This window comes from Microbispora sp. H13382, from assembly GCF_014161445.1.
Taxonomy (GTDB): domain Bacteria; phylum Actinomycetota; class Actinomycetes; order Streptosporangiales; family Streptosporangiaceae; genus Microbispora.
The window spans coordinates 102,323-116,716 of record NZ_JABBXA010000020.1 but is presented as its reverse complement, the minus strand read 5'-3'; the positions used below and the strand labels follow the sequence as shown (position 1 = coordinate 116,716).

Annotated in this window: 13 protein-coding genes; 12 read left to right on the top strand and 1 reads right to left on the bottom strand. The window is 72.0% G+C overall.

Annotated elements, in window-relative coordinates:
* Positions 1-3 precede the first annotated feature (3 nt).
* The 3 genes from HHX41_RS31395 to HHX41_RS31385 all read left to right on the top strand — a co-directional run bounded on the left by HHX41_RS31395 (position 4) and on the right by HHX41_RS31385 (position 5,223).
* Positions 4-3,093, top strand: coding sequence for an ATP-binding protein (locus tag HHX41_RS31395; protein ID WP_182908825.1), 3,090 nt, complete (start codon positions 4-6; stop codon positions 3,091-3,093).
* A 158-nt stretch (positions 3,094-3,251) separates the two neighbouring features.
* Complete coding sequence (locus HHX41_RS31390) at positions 3,252-4,526, top strand: MurT ligase domain-containing protein (RefSeq protein ID WP_182908824.1); 1,275 nt, start codon at positions 3,252-3,254, stop codon at positions 4,524-4,526.
* Positions 4,516-5,223 (top strand): type 1 glutamine amidotransferase, encoded by a 708-nt coding sequence (locus HHX41_RS31385; protein ID WP_169987349.1) that lies wholly within the window; start codon positions 4,516-4,518, stop codon positions 5,221-5,223. Before HHX41_RS31390 ends, HHX41_RS31385 begins: the two co-directional genes overlap by 11 nt.
* A gap of 59 nt (positions 5,224-5,282) precedes the next feature.
* Here HHX41_RS31385 and HHX41_RS31380 read toward each other — a convergent pair whose 3' ends face one another.
* Positions 5,283-5,645 (bottom strand): DsrE family protein, encoded by a 363-nt coding sequence (locus tag HHX41_RS31380; RefSeq protein ID WP_169987347.1) that lies wholly within the window; start codon positions 5,643-5,645, stop codon positions 5,283-5,285.
* A 281-nt stretch (positions 5,646-5,926) separates the two neighbouring features.
* Here HHX41_RS31380 and HHX41_RS31375 point away from each other — a divergent pair, with 281 nt between their 5' ends.
* The 9 genes from HHX41_RS31375 (at position 5,927) to HHX41_RS31335 (ending at position 14,334) form a co-directional block, all read left to right on the top strand.
* Positions 5,927-6,418, top strand: a complete 492-nt coding sequence (locus HHX41_RS31375; RefSeq protein WP_182908823.1) for an FABP family protein — start codon at positions 5,927-5,929, stop codon at positions 6,416-6,418.
* Positions 6,419-6,815: 397 nt separating this feature from the next.
* A complete protein-coding gene (locus tag HHX41_RS31370; RefSeq protein WP_169987343.1) occupies positions 6,816-7,229 on the top strand; it encodes a Fur family transcriptional regulator in 414 nt (137 codons plus the stop codon).
* A gap of 84 nt (positions 7,230-7,313) precedes the next feature.
* Positions 7,314-8,150 (top strand): STAS domain-containing protein, encoded by an 837-nt coding sequence (locus tag HHX41_RS31365; RefSeq protein ID WP_310742275.1) that lies wholly within the window; start codon positions 7,314-7,316, stop codon positions 8,148-8,150.
* Complete coding sequence (locus HHX41_RS31360; RefSeq protein WP_169987339.1) at positions 8,150-8,515, top strand: STAS domain-containing protein; 366 nt, start codon at positions 8,150-8,152, stop codon at positions 8,513-8,515. Before HHX41_RS31365 ends, HHX41_RS31360 begins: the two co-directional genes overlap by 1 nt.
* Positions 8,512-8,913 carry an anti-sigma regulatory factor gene (locus HHX41_RS31355; protein ID WP_169987337.1) on the top strand — a complete coding sequence of 134 codons (402 nt, stop codon included), beginning with the start codon at positions 8,512-8,514 and terminating at the stop codon, positions 8,911-8,913. Before HHX41_RS31360 ends, HHX41_RS31355 begins: the two co-directional genes overlap by 4 nt.
* Positions 8,914-8,920: 7 nt before the next feature.
* Positions 8,921-9,916: an ATP-binding SpoIIE family protein phosphatase gene (locus HHX41_RS31350; RefSeq protein WP_182908821.1), complete on the top strand. Its 996-nt coding sequence runs from the start codon at positions 8,921-8,923 to the stop codon at positions 9,914-9,916.
* Positions 9,916-11,634, top strand: a complete 1,719-nt coding sequence (locus HHX41_RS31345) for an ATP-binding protein (RefSeq protein WP_182908820.1) — start codon at positions 9,916-9,918, stop codon at positions 11,632-11,634. Before HHX41_RS31350 ends, HHX41_RS31345 begins: the two co-directional genes overlap by 1 nt.
* Positions 11,627-13,201 (top strand): fused response regulator/phosphatase, encoded by a 1,575-nt coding sequence (locus tag HHX41_RS31340; RefSeq protein ID WP_182908819.1) that lies wholly within the window; start codon positions 11,627-11,629, stop codon positions 13,199-13,201. The genes HHX41_RS31345 and HHX41_RS31340 overlap by 8 nt, the downstream gene beginning before the upstream one ends.
* A gap of 65 nt (positions 13,202-13,266) precedes the next feature.
* Positions 13,267-14,334: a folate-binding protein YgfZ gene (locus HHX41_RS31335; RefSeq protein WP_182908818.1), complete on the top strand. Its 1,068-nt coding sequence runs from the start codon at positions 13,267-13,269 to the stop codon at positions 14,332-14,334.
* Positions 14,335-14,394: the final 60 nt, after the last annotated feature.

Sequence of the window (14,394 nt, the reverse complement as noted above, 5' to 3'; positions counted from 1 at the left end):
CTCATGCACGCGTTCCCCCTGAGCGGGCCGTGGTACCGGATCCAGGCCATCACGGCGCCGTCGCGTAGTTCGTCCGCGGAGTGGGACTTCGTCACGGTGCTCCCCGCGGTCCTGTCCGCCGCGCAGCGCAACCGGCCGTTCGTCATCGGCTGGCTGTCGCGGGGTTCGGGTGCGCCGCTGGAGCTCATCACCAACGCGGGGCCGCTCACACCGCCCAAGCCGCCGCGGCGCGCGGCGACGGCGCCCGAGCCGCCGGTCACCGGTCCGCAGCCGCTGCTGTTCCCCGGCGGCGCGCGCGGCGTGGAGATCGGCGACGAGTGGCTGGCCGACCTCGCCGACCTCGTCTGGACGCCGTGCCCGGGCCGGCAGGCGCCGCCGCTCTACGGCAGGCGCGAGCCGGAGCCCGACGAGACCAAGCGGCCCACCTTGTTCGAGTCGACGCTGGTCACGCTCATGTCCCGGCCGTTCGCGTGGGTGGTGGTCGCCGAGCCGACCGACCTGCTCGACGCCGAGGTGGCCCATCTGCGCACCCAGCTCAACGTGCTGCGCCAGTACGGCGACGCCTCGGAGCGGTCGCGGTTCGACGCCGAGCGGGCCGAGCGCAGGATGCAGGAGCTGGACGCCTTCCGCGAGGCAGGGCTGTGGAACGTCCGGGTGCTCGCCGGCGCGGCCGGTCCCGACGAACTGCGCCAGATCGCGCCGGTGCTGGTCGGCTCCGTGGAGATGAGCCACCACCCCTACCGGCTGCGCAGCGCGATGTCGCTGCCCGCCCTGACCGGCGACGGCACCTGCGAGTCGGTCTACGGCTTCGGCGAGGCGCTGACCGTCGACCTCCAGGATTCGGCCGACGGCGCGGCGGCGCCGTTCGCGGCGACGGCCGGGGCCCTCGCCGCGCTCGCCGGGCTGCCGCGCCGCGAGGTGCCGGGCGTCCGGGTGCTCGACGCGGGCTTCTTCGACGTGACCAGCGAGGCCGAGGTCGAGGGCTCGGCGGAGACCGTCGACCTCGGCGCGATCGTCGACGGGCAGGACCGCGCGGTCGGAACGTTCCGGGTGCCGCTCGCCACGCTGAACCGCCACGCCTTCGTCACCGGCGCCACCGGCTCGGGCAAGTCGCAGACCGTACGTCACCTGCTGGAGCAGCTCACCAAAGCGGGCATCCCGTGGCTGGCCATCGAGCCGGCCAAGTCGGAGTACGCCGCGATGGCCGGCCGGGTCGAGCACCTCGCGCCGCTGACCGTCATCAACCCTTCGGCGCCCGACAACGTGCCGATCAGCGTCAACCCGCTCGCGCCCGAGCCGGGCTACCCGGTGCAGGCCCACATCGACATGGTCAGGGCGCTGTTCATGGCGGCCTTCGACGCCGAGGAGCCGTTCCCGCAGATCATGTCGCTGGCGCTGCAGCGCGTCTACGAGGCCAACGGCTGGGACGTGGTCACCGGCGGCGGCATCCCGGGGGCCGCCGTGCAGCCGGCCGTGCCGACCCTGGAGCAGCTCCAGCAGCACGCGCTGGAAGTCATCCAGGAGATCGGGTACGGCAACGAGGTCCAGGCCGACGTCGAGGGGTTCATCAGCCTGCGCCTGCGCAGCCTGCGGGTGGGCAGCGCGGGCCGGTTCTTCGAGGGCGGCCACCCGGCCGACATAGGCGGCCTGCTCCAGCGCAACGTCGTGCTCGCCATCGAGGACGTGGCCAACGACGAGGACAAGGCGTTTCTCATGGGCACGCTGATCATCCGCATCGTCGAGCACCTGCGGATGCGCGCCCGCTCCGAACCGCGGGGCGAGGACGGCGCGGGCGGCCTGCGGCACGTCATCGTCATCGAGGAGGCCCACCGGCTGCTGCGCGACCGGGGCTCCCAGCGCGCCTCCACGCACGCGGTCGAGCTGCTGGCCGGGATGCTCGCCGAGATCAGGGCGTACGGCGAGGGCATCATCGTGGCCGAGCAGATCCCGACCAAGCTCGTCTCCGACGTCGTCAAGAACACGGCGCTGAAGGTGGTGCACCGGCTCCCGGCCGAGGACGACCGGGCGCTCGTCGGCGCGGCGATGAACCTCAGCGAGGACCAGTCGCGCCAGGTGGTTTCGCTCCAGCCGGGCTTCGCCGCGGTGTTCGCCGACGGCATGGACCGCCCGCTGCGCGTCCAGGTGCCGCTGGGCGAGGACCGCGAGCGTGAGACGCTCGGCCCGGTGCCGCCGATCTGCGGGCGCCGCTCGGCCGCCTGCGGGCGCGAGTGCCGTACGGGGAAGGCCTGCACGCTGGTCGAGCTGCGCGAGGCCGACCTGCTCGCGGTGGCCCCGGAGTGGGCGTGGCTGCGGATCTGGACCGACACGGTCGTCCTGGCGTTCGTGACGAACCGGTCGCTGCCCGGCGTGCCGCGCGTGCTCGCCGACATCTGGGCGGAGCTGCCGGCCAAGCGGCGCGAGTGCCTGCTGGCCACGCTGGTCGAGCGGTCGGTCTCGCGCCGCGCCTGGTCGCTGCGCACGTGGTTCGACCCCGCGCTGCTCACCGAGAAGGCCGCCGAGGTCGCCGCCGGACTGCTCGCGGCCGGCCAGGCGGACGGCGCGGAGGGCGACCCGCCGATGCGGGCGGGCGACCGGCCGGGCGCCGCCTGGGTCATCCCGCAGGTCCGCTGGCTGCACGAGGTGGACCGGTTGTTCCCCTTCGGCCATCCCGCGCCCAACCTGCGCAGTCCCGCCCCGGCGATGGAGTATCCGCTGTTCGGCACCGACCCCGCCGGCCGGCCGTACCCCCACCAGGGGGTCAACGGCGCCGAGCCGGCCGAGGGCGGGGTCGCGGTCGGCGTGCGCACCGAGTTGCTCGGCCACCGCGCCAAGGCGCTGCGCCACCACCCGCTGTCGATGGAGGTGGACCGCAACCGCGCGCTGGCCTGGCGCGTCATCCTGGGCGACGACGAGCACGAGGGCATCCAGCGTGACGTGACGACGGTCGCCATCGGGGTCGAGCCGCGCGAGCGGGTCAAATACGTGGCCCAGACGATGAGCGCGGGCTGGCTGGAGACCGTGCTGTCCTGGCCGCGCCGTTTCGTCCTGCCGTTCGACGGCGACACCCCCGCCGAGCTGTCCTTCGGCGCGTGATCTCGTAATTGGTCGCACGCACTACCCCTGACCTGGGCCCGAGCACTCCGTGATCATGCACAAACCTCGGCCGTACGCGTCCTGCCTGGGCGAAAGCCGTACGTGATCTTGCAGATCCGCGGAATCGCCCGCGTCAGGAGGGGCATTAGGATCGCGGCATGAGTCAGCTTCCGTTGCGGGCGCAGCTCGCCAGCGCCCTTGGCCGCACGGCCGCGACGCTGTCCAGGGCCACCGGGCGTGGCGACGGCTCGGTGATCGGCGGCAGGGTCGGCCTCATGCTGGAGCCCGACCTGCTGCGCAAGCTCGCGGCCGACCGCAAGCTCGTCCTGGTCAGCGCCACGAACGGCAAGACCACGACGACACGCCTGATCACCTCGGCGCTGCAGGAGGTCGGCGACGTGGCGACGAACGCCTTCGGGGCCAACATGCCCGCCGGGCACGTGTCGGCGCTCGCCTCCAACAAGGACGCGCCGTACGGCGTGCTGGAGGTCGACGAGAAGTACCTCCCCGAGGTCCTCGACACCACAGAGGCCGGCATCGTCTGCCTCATGAACCTCAGCCGCGACCAGATGGACCGGGCCGCGGAAATCTGGCTGCTGGCCCAGAAGTGGCGCCGCGCGCTCGCCGGCCGGCCCACCCACGTGATCGCCAACTGCGACGACCCGCTGGTGACCTGGGGCGCCTCCACGGCCGCCCAGGTCACGTGGGTGGCCGCGGGGCAGCGCTGGCGCGAGGACTCCTGGTGTTGCCCCGAGTGCGGCGGCCCGCTCGACCGCGCCGGGTTCGGCAACGGCGGTCAGGGTCTCACCCCGGCCCAGCTCGCCGACTCGCGCTGGGCGTGCCGTGAGTGCTCCTTCCGCAGGCCGGAGCCGAGCTGGGTGCTCGACGGGGAGTACGTGACCGACCCGCGCGGCCAGCACTGGCGCCTGGACCTTCAGCTCCCGGGCCAGGCCAACCGGGCGAACGCCGCCGTCGCGCTGGCGGTCGCCGCGACGCTCGGCCTCGATCCCGCCCGGGCGCTGCCCAGGCTGCGTACGGTCACCTCGGTCGCCGGGCGTTACACGACCGTCGAGCGGGACGGCCGCTCGCTGCGGCTGCTGCTGTCCAAGAACCCGGCCGGCTGGCTGGAGGCGTTCGACGTCGCCGACCCGGCGCTGCCGATCATCCTGTCGGTCAACGCCCAGGGGCCGGACGGCCGCGACACCTCCTGGCTGTGGGACGTCGACTACCGCATCCTGCGCGGCAGGCCCGTCCTCGTCACCGGCGAGCGCCGCCTCGACCTCGCACTGCGGCTGGCCGTGGCCGAGGTGCCCTTCCAGCTCTGCGACTCGTTCGAGCGGGCGGTGGCGGCGCTCGCGCCCGGCAAGATCGACGTGATCGCCAACTACACCGCGTTCCAGCAGATCCGAGCGGAGTTCGGCCGTGCAGTCTGAATTGTCCATCGTCTGGATCTATCCCGACCTGCTCAGCACGTACGGGGACCAGGGCAACGTCCTGGTGCTGGAGCAGCGGGCCCGGGCCCGGGGCATCCGGACCAGGACCGTCCACGTGCGCTCGTCCGACCCCGTGCCGCAGCAGGGCGACGTCTACCTGATCGGCGGCGGCGAGGACCGGCCGCAGATCCTCGGGGCCGAGCGGCTGCGCCGCGACGGCGGCCTGCACGCCGCGATCCAGCGCGGTGCGGCCCTGCTGGCGGTCTGCGCCGGTTACCAGATCATGGGCACGGTGTTCGGCGGCGAGGAGGGCCAGCCGGTGCCCGGCCTCGGGCTGCTGGACATCAGCTCGGGCCGCGGCGAGCGGCGCGCGGTCGGCGAGCTGGCAGCGGAGGTCGACCCCGCGCTGGGGCTGCCCACGCTGACGGGGTTCGAGAACCACATGGGTGTGACGAGGCTCGGCCCCGGCGTGCGCCCGCTGTCGCGGACGATCGTCGGCACCGGCAACGGCGACGGCACGGAGGGCTGCTACGCGGGCCGCGTCGTCGGCACCTACCTGCACGGCCCGGCGCTCGCGCGCAACCCCGCGCTGGCCGACCTGCTGCTGAGCTGGGTGACCGGACCGCTGCCGCCGATCGACGACAGCTGGTATCAGGCGCTGCGCGACGAACGCCTGCGCGCGGTGCTGCCCAGCTGACGCGGTGCTACCCAGCTGACGCGGTGCTGCCGAGCTGACCGGCCGGTGAATCCGGCCGGTCAGTAGATCAGCGCCTGCACGCCCTCGCCCAGGGCCTCCTCGACGAACGTGGAGGCCCCGGCGATGCGTACGCCGTCGATCACGTCGTCGACGGTGATGCCCCTGCGGGCCGCGCACTGGGTGCACAGCGTGACCCTGCCGGCCGCGAGCACGGCGTCGAGCATGTCCTCCAGCGGGGCGGCCTCGGCCAGAGTGAACTCCTTGGCCCGTCCCGGCAGCGCGAACCACGAGGACTCGCCCGTCAGCCACAGCGAGACCGGGACTCCGCTCGCCAGCGCGGCCGCCGCGACCGTGAACGCCTGGTTGCAGCGCTCCGGGGCATCCGCCCCGGCCGTCACCTTGATCACCAGTGATCGTGCCATATTCGTGCCCCTCCCGCCGATCTTTGCCCCGTCGCGTCGCCCAGAGCGGCACCTCGCTGCGTTGTCGTCGTCGCCCGTAGCCTCCGGCTACGAGCTCCTCCTCCGCCTTGCGATGCACCACTCTGGACACCGCTCCGTCCGGGCAAATCCCGGCGGTCGCGGCACTGAGAGCCTAGTCCGCCGGGATCGGCGCCGCGCTGCGGCCTGCCGTACAAGTTGGGCAATCCGCACATGCCGCGCATGGTGCGAGGGGCCGTTCGCGCGGCTCTAAGCTCGTGTCCATGGACGTACATCCCGACCTCGAGCCGATCGCCTTCCTCCTAGGCCGCTGGGAGGGGGCCGGGGTGATCGGCTATCCCACCATGGAGAGCGCCAACTTCGGCCAGGAGATCGTCTTCGGGCACAACGGGAAGCCGTTCCTGACCTATCAGAGCCGCACGTGGCTGCTCGACGCGGAGGGCGCCAAGGTCCGGCCCCTGTCCACCGAGACGGGGTTCTGGCGGATCCAGCCCGAGCGTCAGATCGAGGTGTGCCTCGCGCACCCGACCGGCATCGTGGAGATCTACGTGGGGGAGGTCGTCTTCCACAAGATCGAGCTGCGTACGGACGTGGTGGCGCGGACCACGACGGCCAAGGAGTACAACGCGGGCCACCGGCTCTACGGCCTGGTCGACGGCAACCTCATGTACGCCTACGACATGTCGGCGATGGGGCATCCGCTGCAGTCGCACGCCTCGGCGGAGCTCAAGCGGGTCGGCGACTTCGAGGAGTAAGGGGAAAAGAAAGAACCCCGGGCGCGCTCCGCCTCCTGAAGAGGCGGGCCGGCTGGACCATGGCCGGGGACGGAAGTCGTCCGCGGCCGCCGGCTGCCCGGGGTTCCGGTGTCTGTCGAGGATTCGCCGGGACGTCGTACGACATCCAGACGGAAGGCCCAGATGGACGAGTCCTAGCGGACAGCCACCTCGCTAGCCCAAGAATGATCAACCATTGTTTGGACCACCTCCCTTCTGCGTGCCTTCACGCTATGCGAGCGGCGCGGGCGCGGGCAAACGATTAATCCGGCGAACTTCCCTCTCCTCCTGCGACTGCCGGGGAGATGCACCCCCGGCACGGCCATGGAGTGCTCCCTTGTAGGGCATGTTTCGTCGGGCACGACCTAAACTCTGGGGCATGGCCGAGACTTGGCACGAGGAGCTGCGGGCGCGCGGCTACCGGATCACCCCCCAGCGTCAGCTCGTGCTGGAAGCGGTCACCGAACTCGGGCACGCCACCCCCGAGGACATCTGTTCGCGCGTGCAGCGGACGGCGAGGGGTGTCAACATCTCGACCGTCTACCGGACCCTGGAGCTGCTGGAGGAGCTCGGGCTGGTCACGCACACGCATCTCGGGCACGGCGCCCCCACCTATCACCTCGCCTCCGAGGCCGACCACGTCCACCTCGTCTGCCGGGGCTGCGGCGAGGTGACCGAGGTCGCTCCCGGCATGGTGGACGGCCTCGTCTCCGCCCTCGACACCGAGCTCGGGTTCGCCACCGACGTCCGTCATCTCACTATCTTCGGCAATTGTCGTAAATGCCGTCTTTGACGGTTATGGCCCGCTTTGGGAGCGTTGACCTGGGGCCGGTAGCGTGTCGAGTGGAGCAGCACGCCGATTCGTCAGGAGATGAGGGTGAGCGTTCCCGCGGAAGCCGCCAGGCGGCGCATTGTGGATCTCTTCCTGTCCAGCGAGGAGCGGCTGCTCCGGCGGTGGACTCAACTGTCCGGAGCGTCCCCAGACGAGCTCCGTGACCTCTACCAGGCGTTGCGCACCGCGATCAGCGGCGAGGAAGGAGACCTGGCCGACGTACGCGGGCTGCTCGCCGAGCTCTCCCGCGCACGCGTCCGCCAGGGGTACACGCCCTCCGACACCGCGCGGCTGGTGTTCTCCCTCAAGGAGGCGTTGTACGAGGTGGTCGAGGACGACGGAGGCCCGGAGGCGCTGCGCGGCTTCGTGTGGTTCTCCCGGCTCATCGACGATCTCGGTCTGTACACCTTCGAGACCTACTCCGCCGCCCGCGAGAAGATCATGCTGGACCAGGCCGAGCAGCTGCTCGAGCTGTCGACGCCGGTGGTCAAGCTGTGGGAGGGCATCGTCGCCGTACCGCTCGTCGGCACGCTCGACTCGGCCCGCACCCAGGTCGTCATGGAGAAGCTGCTGCAGACCCTGGTCGAAACGGGCTCGGAGCACGCGGTCATCGACATCACCGGCGTGCCGGCCGTCGACACGCAGGTCGCCCAGCACCTGCTCAAGACCGTCGTCGCGGCCCGCCTGATGGGCGCGGAGTGCGTGATCTCCGGCATCCGCCCGCAGATCGCGCACACGATCGTCACGCTGGGCATCGAGTTCGGCGACATCGTCACCAAGGCCTCGCTGGCGGACGCGTTGTCCTACGCGCTGAAGCGGAGTGGCGTGGAGATCACGGGTGCCGCGCGGACGCGGGTGGCGGTCAGGGCGGAGCGCGGCTGATGGAACGTGTGCCGATTCTCAAGCTCGGCGACATCCTGATCGTCTCGATCCAGATCGACCTGGACGACCAGAGCGTGCTGGCCCTGCAGGAGGATCTGGCGGACATGGTGGTCTCCTCGGGAGCGCGAGGGGTCATCATCGACATCACGGCCGTGGAGATCGTCGACTCGTTCATCGGCCGGATGCTCTCCACGATCGCCGCGATGACCCGCATGCTCGACGCCGAGACCGTGGTGGTCGGCATGCGTCCCGCGGTGGCGATCACACTCGTCGAGCTCGGCCTGTCGCTGGGCGGCGTGCGGACGGCGCTCAACCTGGAGAAGGGCGTCGCCATGCTGGAACATGTCAGGGGCGCCGCCGGGTGAGCGGGCCCCAGGAGCTGCCCATCGTCACCAACGGTGACGTCGTGCTGGTACGTCAGCAGGTCAGAAGCCTCGCGGCCGAGATAGGGCTCTCCCTGGTGGAGCAGACGAAGATCGTAACCGCCGCCAGCGAACTGGCCAGGAACGCCCTCGTGCACGCCGGAGGCGGCCGGGTGCTCATCCAGGTGCTGGAAGGCGGGCGACGGCCCGGGCTACGGCTCGTCTTCAGCGACGAGGGGCCGGGCATCCCGGACGTCGACCAGGCGCTGACCGAGGGCTGGAGCACGGCGGGGGGGCTGGGGCTCGGGCTGAGCGGGTCGCGGCGGCTCGTCGACGAGTTCGACCTCGTCTCCGCTCCCGGCGAGGGCACCCGCGTGACAGTGACCAAGTGGGCCCGGTGACGCGGCGATGACGCACCGGCACGAAGACATCTGGGTCCGCACCGACGACCCGAGTGTGATCGGCGCGGTGCGCAGGACGGCCGTCGCGCTGGCCACCGCCGCCGGATTCGACCAGAACCGCACCGGGCAGGTCGCCGTGGCGGTGACCGAGGCGGTCTCGAACCTGGTCAAGCACGCGGAGGAGGGCGCCGTGCTGGTACGCCCCCATCCGGAACGGCCGGGCGCGATCGAACTCGTGGCCGTGGACAGGGGCCCCGGGATCGCCGACCTCGCCCGCGCCCTGCGGGACGGCTACTCCACCTCGGGCACGCTCGGCATCGGCCTCGGGGCGATCGCCCGCATGGCCACGGGCTGGGACGTCCACTCCATGCCCGGCAGGGGGACCGTGCTGGTCCTGCACTTCACCCGGGACGGCCTGCACGGCCCGCCGCTGCGGGTGAGCGGGCTGCGCCGCCCGATCGGCGAGGAGAGCGTCTGCGGCGACGCCTACGCCTTCTCCGACGCGGGCGACGCGATCAGCGTGCTCGTCTGCGACGGGCTCGGCCACGGCGGCGCCGCCGCGCACGCCTCCCGCGAGGCCGTGCGGATCTTCATGGAGGATCCGCACGCCCCTCCGACCGCCGCCCTCGAACGCCTGCACCGGGGGCTGGGCCACACCCGGGGCGGTGCGGTCGCGGTGGTGCGAATCCGCCGCGAGAGCGTCACGTTCGCCGGGCTGGGCAACGTCTCGGGCTGGATCGCCCACGCCCAGGGCCGCCAGGGGATGATCTCGATGCCCGGCATCGCCGGGCACAAGGGCAGGCGCCCCCGGCAGTACGAGTACGCGCTGCCGCCGCACGCCACGGTGGTGCTGCACACCGACGGCCTCACCGACCGCTGGGATCCGGCCTCCTTCCCCGGGCTGTTCGCCCATTCCCCGGCCGTGGTGGGCGCGACCCTGCTGCGCGACGCGGGCAGCCGCAGGGACGACGCCTGTGTCGTCACCGTGAAACAGGGGCAGTGATGGGCGAGGTTCTCACCCGCGCGGAGATCTGCAGGGAGCAGGACGTCTTCGCCGTACGGCAGCTGGGCCGCCAGATCGCCGAGCTCGTGGGACTGGAATCACAGGACCAGATCCGGGTGGCGACCGCGCTCAGCGAGATCGGCCGCGAGGCGCTGGCGTACGGCGCGCAGAGCGACGTCGTCTTCGACCTGCGCGAGGATCGCCTGGTCATCACGGTGAACTACCACGACGACGCCGACGTGCGGCCGGGCGAGGGCCTGAAGCTGGCCGGCCGCCTGGTCGACCAGGTCGCGCTCTCCACCGAGGACAGGTGCGTCACGCTGGTGAAGCGGGTGCCCGAGCACGCCGGGCAGGGTGTGGCCGGACAGAGGGGCCGGTCGCTCGACGGCATCCGCGAGGAGCTGGCCCGCCGGGCGCCGCCCGGCACGGCGCTCGACGTGCTGCGCGAGCAGAACAGGGAGCTGGCCGGCACTCTGGAGGAGGTGCTGCGGCTCAACGCGGAGCTGACCGAGACCAACCAGGGTGTGCTGGCGCTGTACAACCAGCTGTCGGCCGAGCTGGAGGAGACCAACCGCGGCGTCGTGGCGTTGTACGCCGAGCTCGACGAGAAGTCGTCCCAGCTCCGCCAGGCGGCCGAGGCCAGGCAGCGGTTCTGGGCCAACGTGAGCCACGAGCTGCGGCTGCCGCTGACCTCGATCATCGGCCTGGTGAGGCTGTTGCTCGGTTCGGGCGCCGAACCGCTCACCGAGGAGCAGGAGCACCAGATCACCCTGGTCGGCAGCTCGGCGGAGACGCTGCTGGCGCTGGTGGGCGAGCTGCTCGACCTGGCCAAGGCCGAGTCCGGACGACTGGACCCGCAGCCGTCGATGGTGGACGTGGTCGCCCTGGCCGAGCGGCTGCGCATGACGCTCCACCCCGCCGGGCGGGCCGAGGGGGTCGAACTGTCGGTCGACGTGTCGGATGAGGTCGGCGAGTTGTTCGTCGACGAGACCATGCTGACCACGATCCTGCGCAACCTGCTGTCGAACGCGCTGAAGTTCACCGAGTATGGAGAGGTGCGGCTGACGGTCGTCGTGGACCCCGCGACGGCGGAGGCGGTCTTCACCGTCACCGACACCGGGGTCGGCATTCCCTCCGAGTACCTGGAGCGCGTCTTCGAGGAGTTCTTCCAGGTGCCCGGGTCGCTGCAGCTCAGAGCGAAGGGCACCGGCCTCGGCCTGCCGTACGCCCGCAGGCTCGCGGAGGCGATCGGCGGCTCGCTGGAGCTGGACAGCAGGCTGGGCGAGGGAACCACGGCCACGCTGCGGGTGCCGCACCGGATGACCACGCCGGAGGTGGGCCGGGCGCTGGTGGCCGACGACGACGAGGGGTTCCGTGCGGTGGCGCGGCGCATGCTCTTCGGGTTCGCGGCCGCGGTGGACGAGGCCGCCGACGGGATCGAGGCCCTCGGCATGATGCGCGAGAGTCCTCCGGATGTGGTCCTGATCGACCTGCTCATGCCGCGCCTGGACGGTACGGCGCTGCTGCACGAGATGACCGAGGACGAGACCCTGCGGGGCATCCCCGCGGTCGTCGTGTCCGTGGTGTCCGAACATCCGGTGATGGCCCACCCGGTGCTGCCGAAGTACGGACTGCGCAGGGACCAGCTGCTGGAGGCGATCCGGGAGGCTGTGCGCGACAAGCAGGAGCACACGCGGGGGAGGGGGGCCCATGATTGACGCCGCGGCGACGGTGCTGGTCGTCGACGACGTCCCCACCAAGCGGTACATCCTGGCGAGCTGGCTGCGCCGCGCCGGACACCGGGTCGTCGAGGCCGGCGGCGGCGAGGAGGCGCTGGCCGTCGTCGACGCGCTCATGCCCGACCTCGTCGTCCTCGACGTACGGATGCCCGACCTGAGCGGCATCGAGGTGTGCGAGAAGATCAAGGCGAGCCCGCGGACCGCCTCGATCCCGGTGATCCAGGTCTCCGGGAACGCCATCACCCCGGCCGACCGTGCCGAAGGGCTGGAGCGCGGGGCCGACGCGTACCTGTCGGAGCCCATCCAGCCCGACGAGTTCACCGCGACGGTCCGGGCGACCCTGCGGTACTACCGGGCGCGGCAGCGGGCCGAGCGGATGGCGGCGCGGCTGAGCGAGCTGGCCGAGATCACGCTGGCGATGAACGAGGCCGAGGACTTCGAGCGGCTGCTGGCGGTGGCCGCCGAGGGGTGCTCCCGGCTGCTGGAGCGTTACTCGCGGGTGCTGGCGTGCTCGCCGGACGGGCAGCTGCGCAGGTTCGCCGCCCGGCCGGGCGAGCCCGCGGCGCCGAGGCCGGTCCACCCCGACACCCTGGAGCGGCTGAGCACCATCTCGATCGGCGAGTCCACCGGCGTGCGGGTGTTCGAGATCGACAACGACACCTGGGCCCGCGTCGTCCCCGACAGCGACGTGGTCGCGCACGTGTCGGGCGTGCTGTGCCGTACGAAGACGGGCCGGTCCCCGGTGTTCCTGGGGGTGGAGACGGGCTCGCCGCTCGGCGGCGAGGAGCTGAGCCTGCTGCGGCAGCTCGGCCAGGCGCTGGCGCTGGCGGTCGACGCGGCCCGCGCCTACGCGGAGGAGCACTCGATCTCGCTCATGTTGCAGCGCAGCCTGCTGCCCGCCGAGATCCCCCCGACCCCCGGCCTGCTGGTCAGCGTGCGCTACCGGCCCGCGGTGGACAGCGTGGAAGTGGGCGGCGATTTCTACGAGGTGCTGCCCCTCGGCGATCGGGTGCTGGTCGCGCTCGGCGACGTGCAGGGCCACTCGCTGCACGCCGCCACCGTGATGGCGGAGCTCCGCAACGCGCTGCGGGCGTCGGTGATCGACGCCGTCGACCCGGCCCGGTCGATGGCCCTGCTCAACGCGGTCCTGCGGCGTTACCACCCCGGCATGACGGCGACCGTCTGCCTGATGCTGATCGACCCCGCGACGGGGGAGAGCGAGATCGTCAACGCCGGGCACATCCCGCCGCTGCTGGCCGGGAAGGGGGCGGCCTATCACAGGTTCGGCAATCTACTGCTCGGCGTGGCCGACGAGCAGTATCGGGTGGACCGGGTCCGGCTGCCCGAGGACGCCACCGTTCTGCTGTTCACCGACGGGCTGATCGAGGACCGCGACAAACTGCTGGACGAGAGCCTGGAGGTCGCCCGTCAGCAGGCCGAGGGGGTGGGCGACGACCTGGAGGACTTCTGCGACCGGCTGATCGCCACCTTCGGCGCCCGCGAGGACGACGTGGCGCTGGTCGCCCTCCGCCGGGTGCCGTTCTGACGGTTGTCCACAGGGGAGCGGGGCGTCGCCACGACGGCGGTGGGGGACCGAATAGCCTTGGACGCATGCGGAGCCCATTGCTTGACACACACGGCGCGGTGGCCGCGCAGGCGCCGGACGAGACCGTCGCGGCCCACTACGGTGATCCCTTCGCCGAGCAGCGGGCGCTGGCCGGCGGGCGCGGGCTGGTCGACCGGAGCAACCGCGAGGTCGTGCGGATCAGCGGCCCCGACCGGCTGAGCTGGCTCAACAACCTCAGCTCGCAGAAGCTCGACACGCTCCAGCCGGGCACGCCCACCCAGACGCTGCTGCTCGACCCGCAGGGCCGCGTCGAGCACCATCTCACGCTCGTGGACGACGGTGAGGCCGTGTGGGCCCACGTGGAGCCCGGCACCTCGGCCGAGCTGGTGGCCTTCCTGGAGAAGATGCGGTTCATGCTGCGGGTCGAGATCGCCGACGTCACCTCGGACTACGCGGTGGTCTCGGTCGGCCCGCCCGCGTCGGCCGAGAGCCCCGCTGCGACCGGTGTGACCGTGGAGGGTGCCGTCGCGATGGGCGGCGACGTGCTCGTGCCGCGCGAGCGGCTGGGCGGCCTTCCGGACGAGCTGGGCCTGCGGCCCGCCGGTCTGTGGGCCTACGAGGCGCTGCGCATCGCCGCGCACGTGCCCCGGCTCGGGTTCGAGACCGACCACAAGACGATCCCCCACGAGGTCGGGTGGATCGTGGCGGCCGTCCATCTGAGCAAGGGCTGCTACCGGGGGCAGGAGACGGTCGCCCGGGTCCACAACCTCGGCCATCCGCCCCGCCGCCTGGTCTTCCTGTATCTCGACGGCAGTGTGGACGAACTGCCCCCGCACGGCGCCCCGGTGACCCTCGGCGTCGGCACACCGGTCGAGGCCGAGCCGGAGGCCGCCGTGGAGGGCTCCGCCGAGCCCGGCCAGATCGGCTTCGTGGGCTCGTCGGCCCGCCACTACGAGCTCGGCCCGATCGCCCTCGCGGTCGTGAAACGGACGGTGCCGGTGGACATCGACCTGCTGGCCGGCGGCGTCGCCGCGAGCCAGGAGGTCGTGGTGCCGCCGGACGCCGGGCGGAACGTGAAGATCGACCCCGCCCTCCGCCGGCGCATCCGATAGCCCCCGGCTAGGGAGTGTCTGACGACTGCTGCCCGTCGCGCAGCAGGGCCATGATTTGTC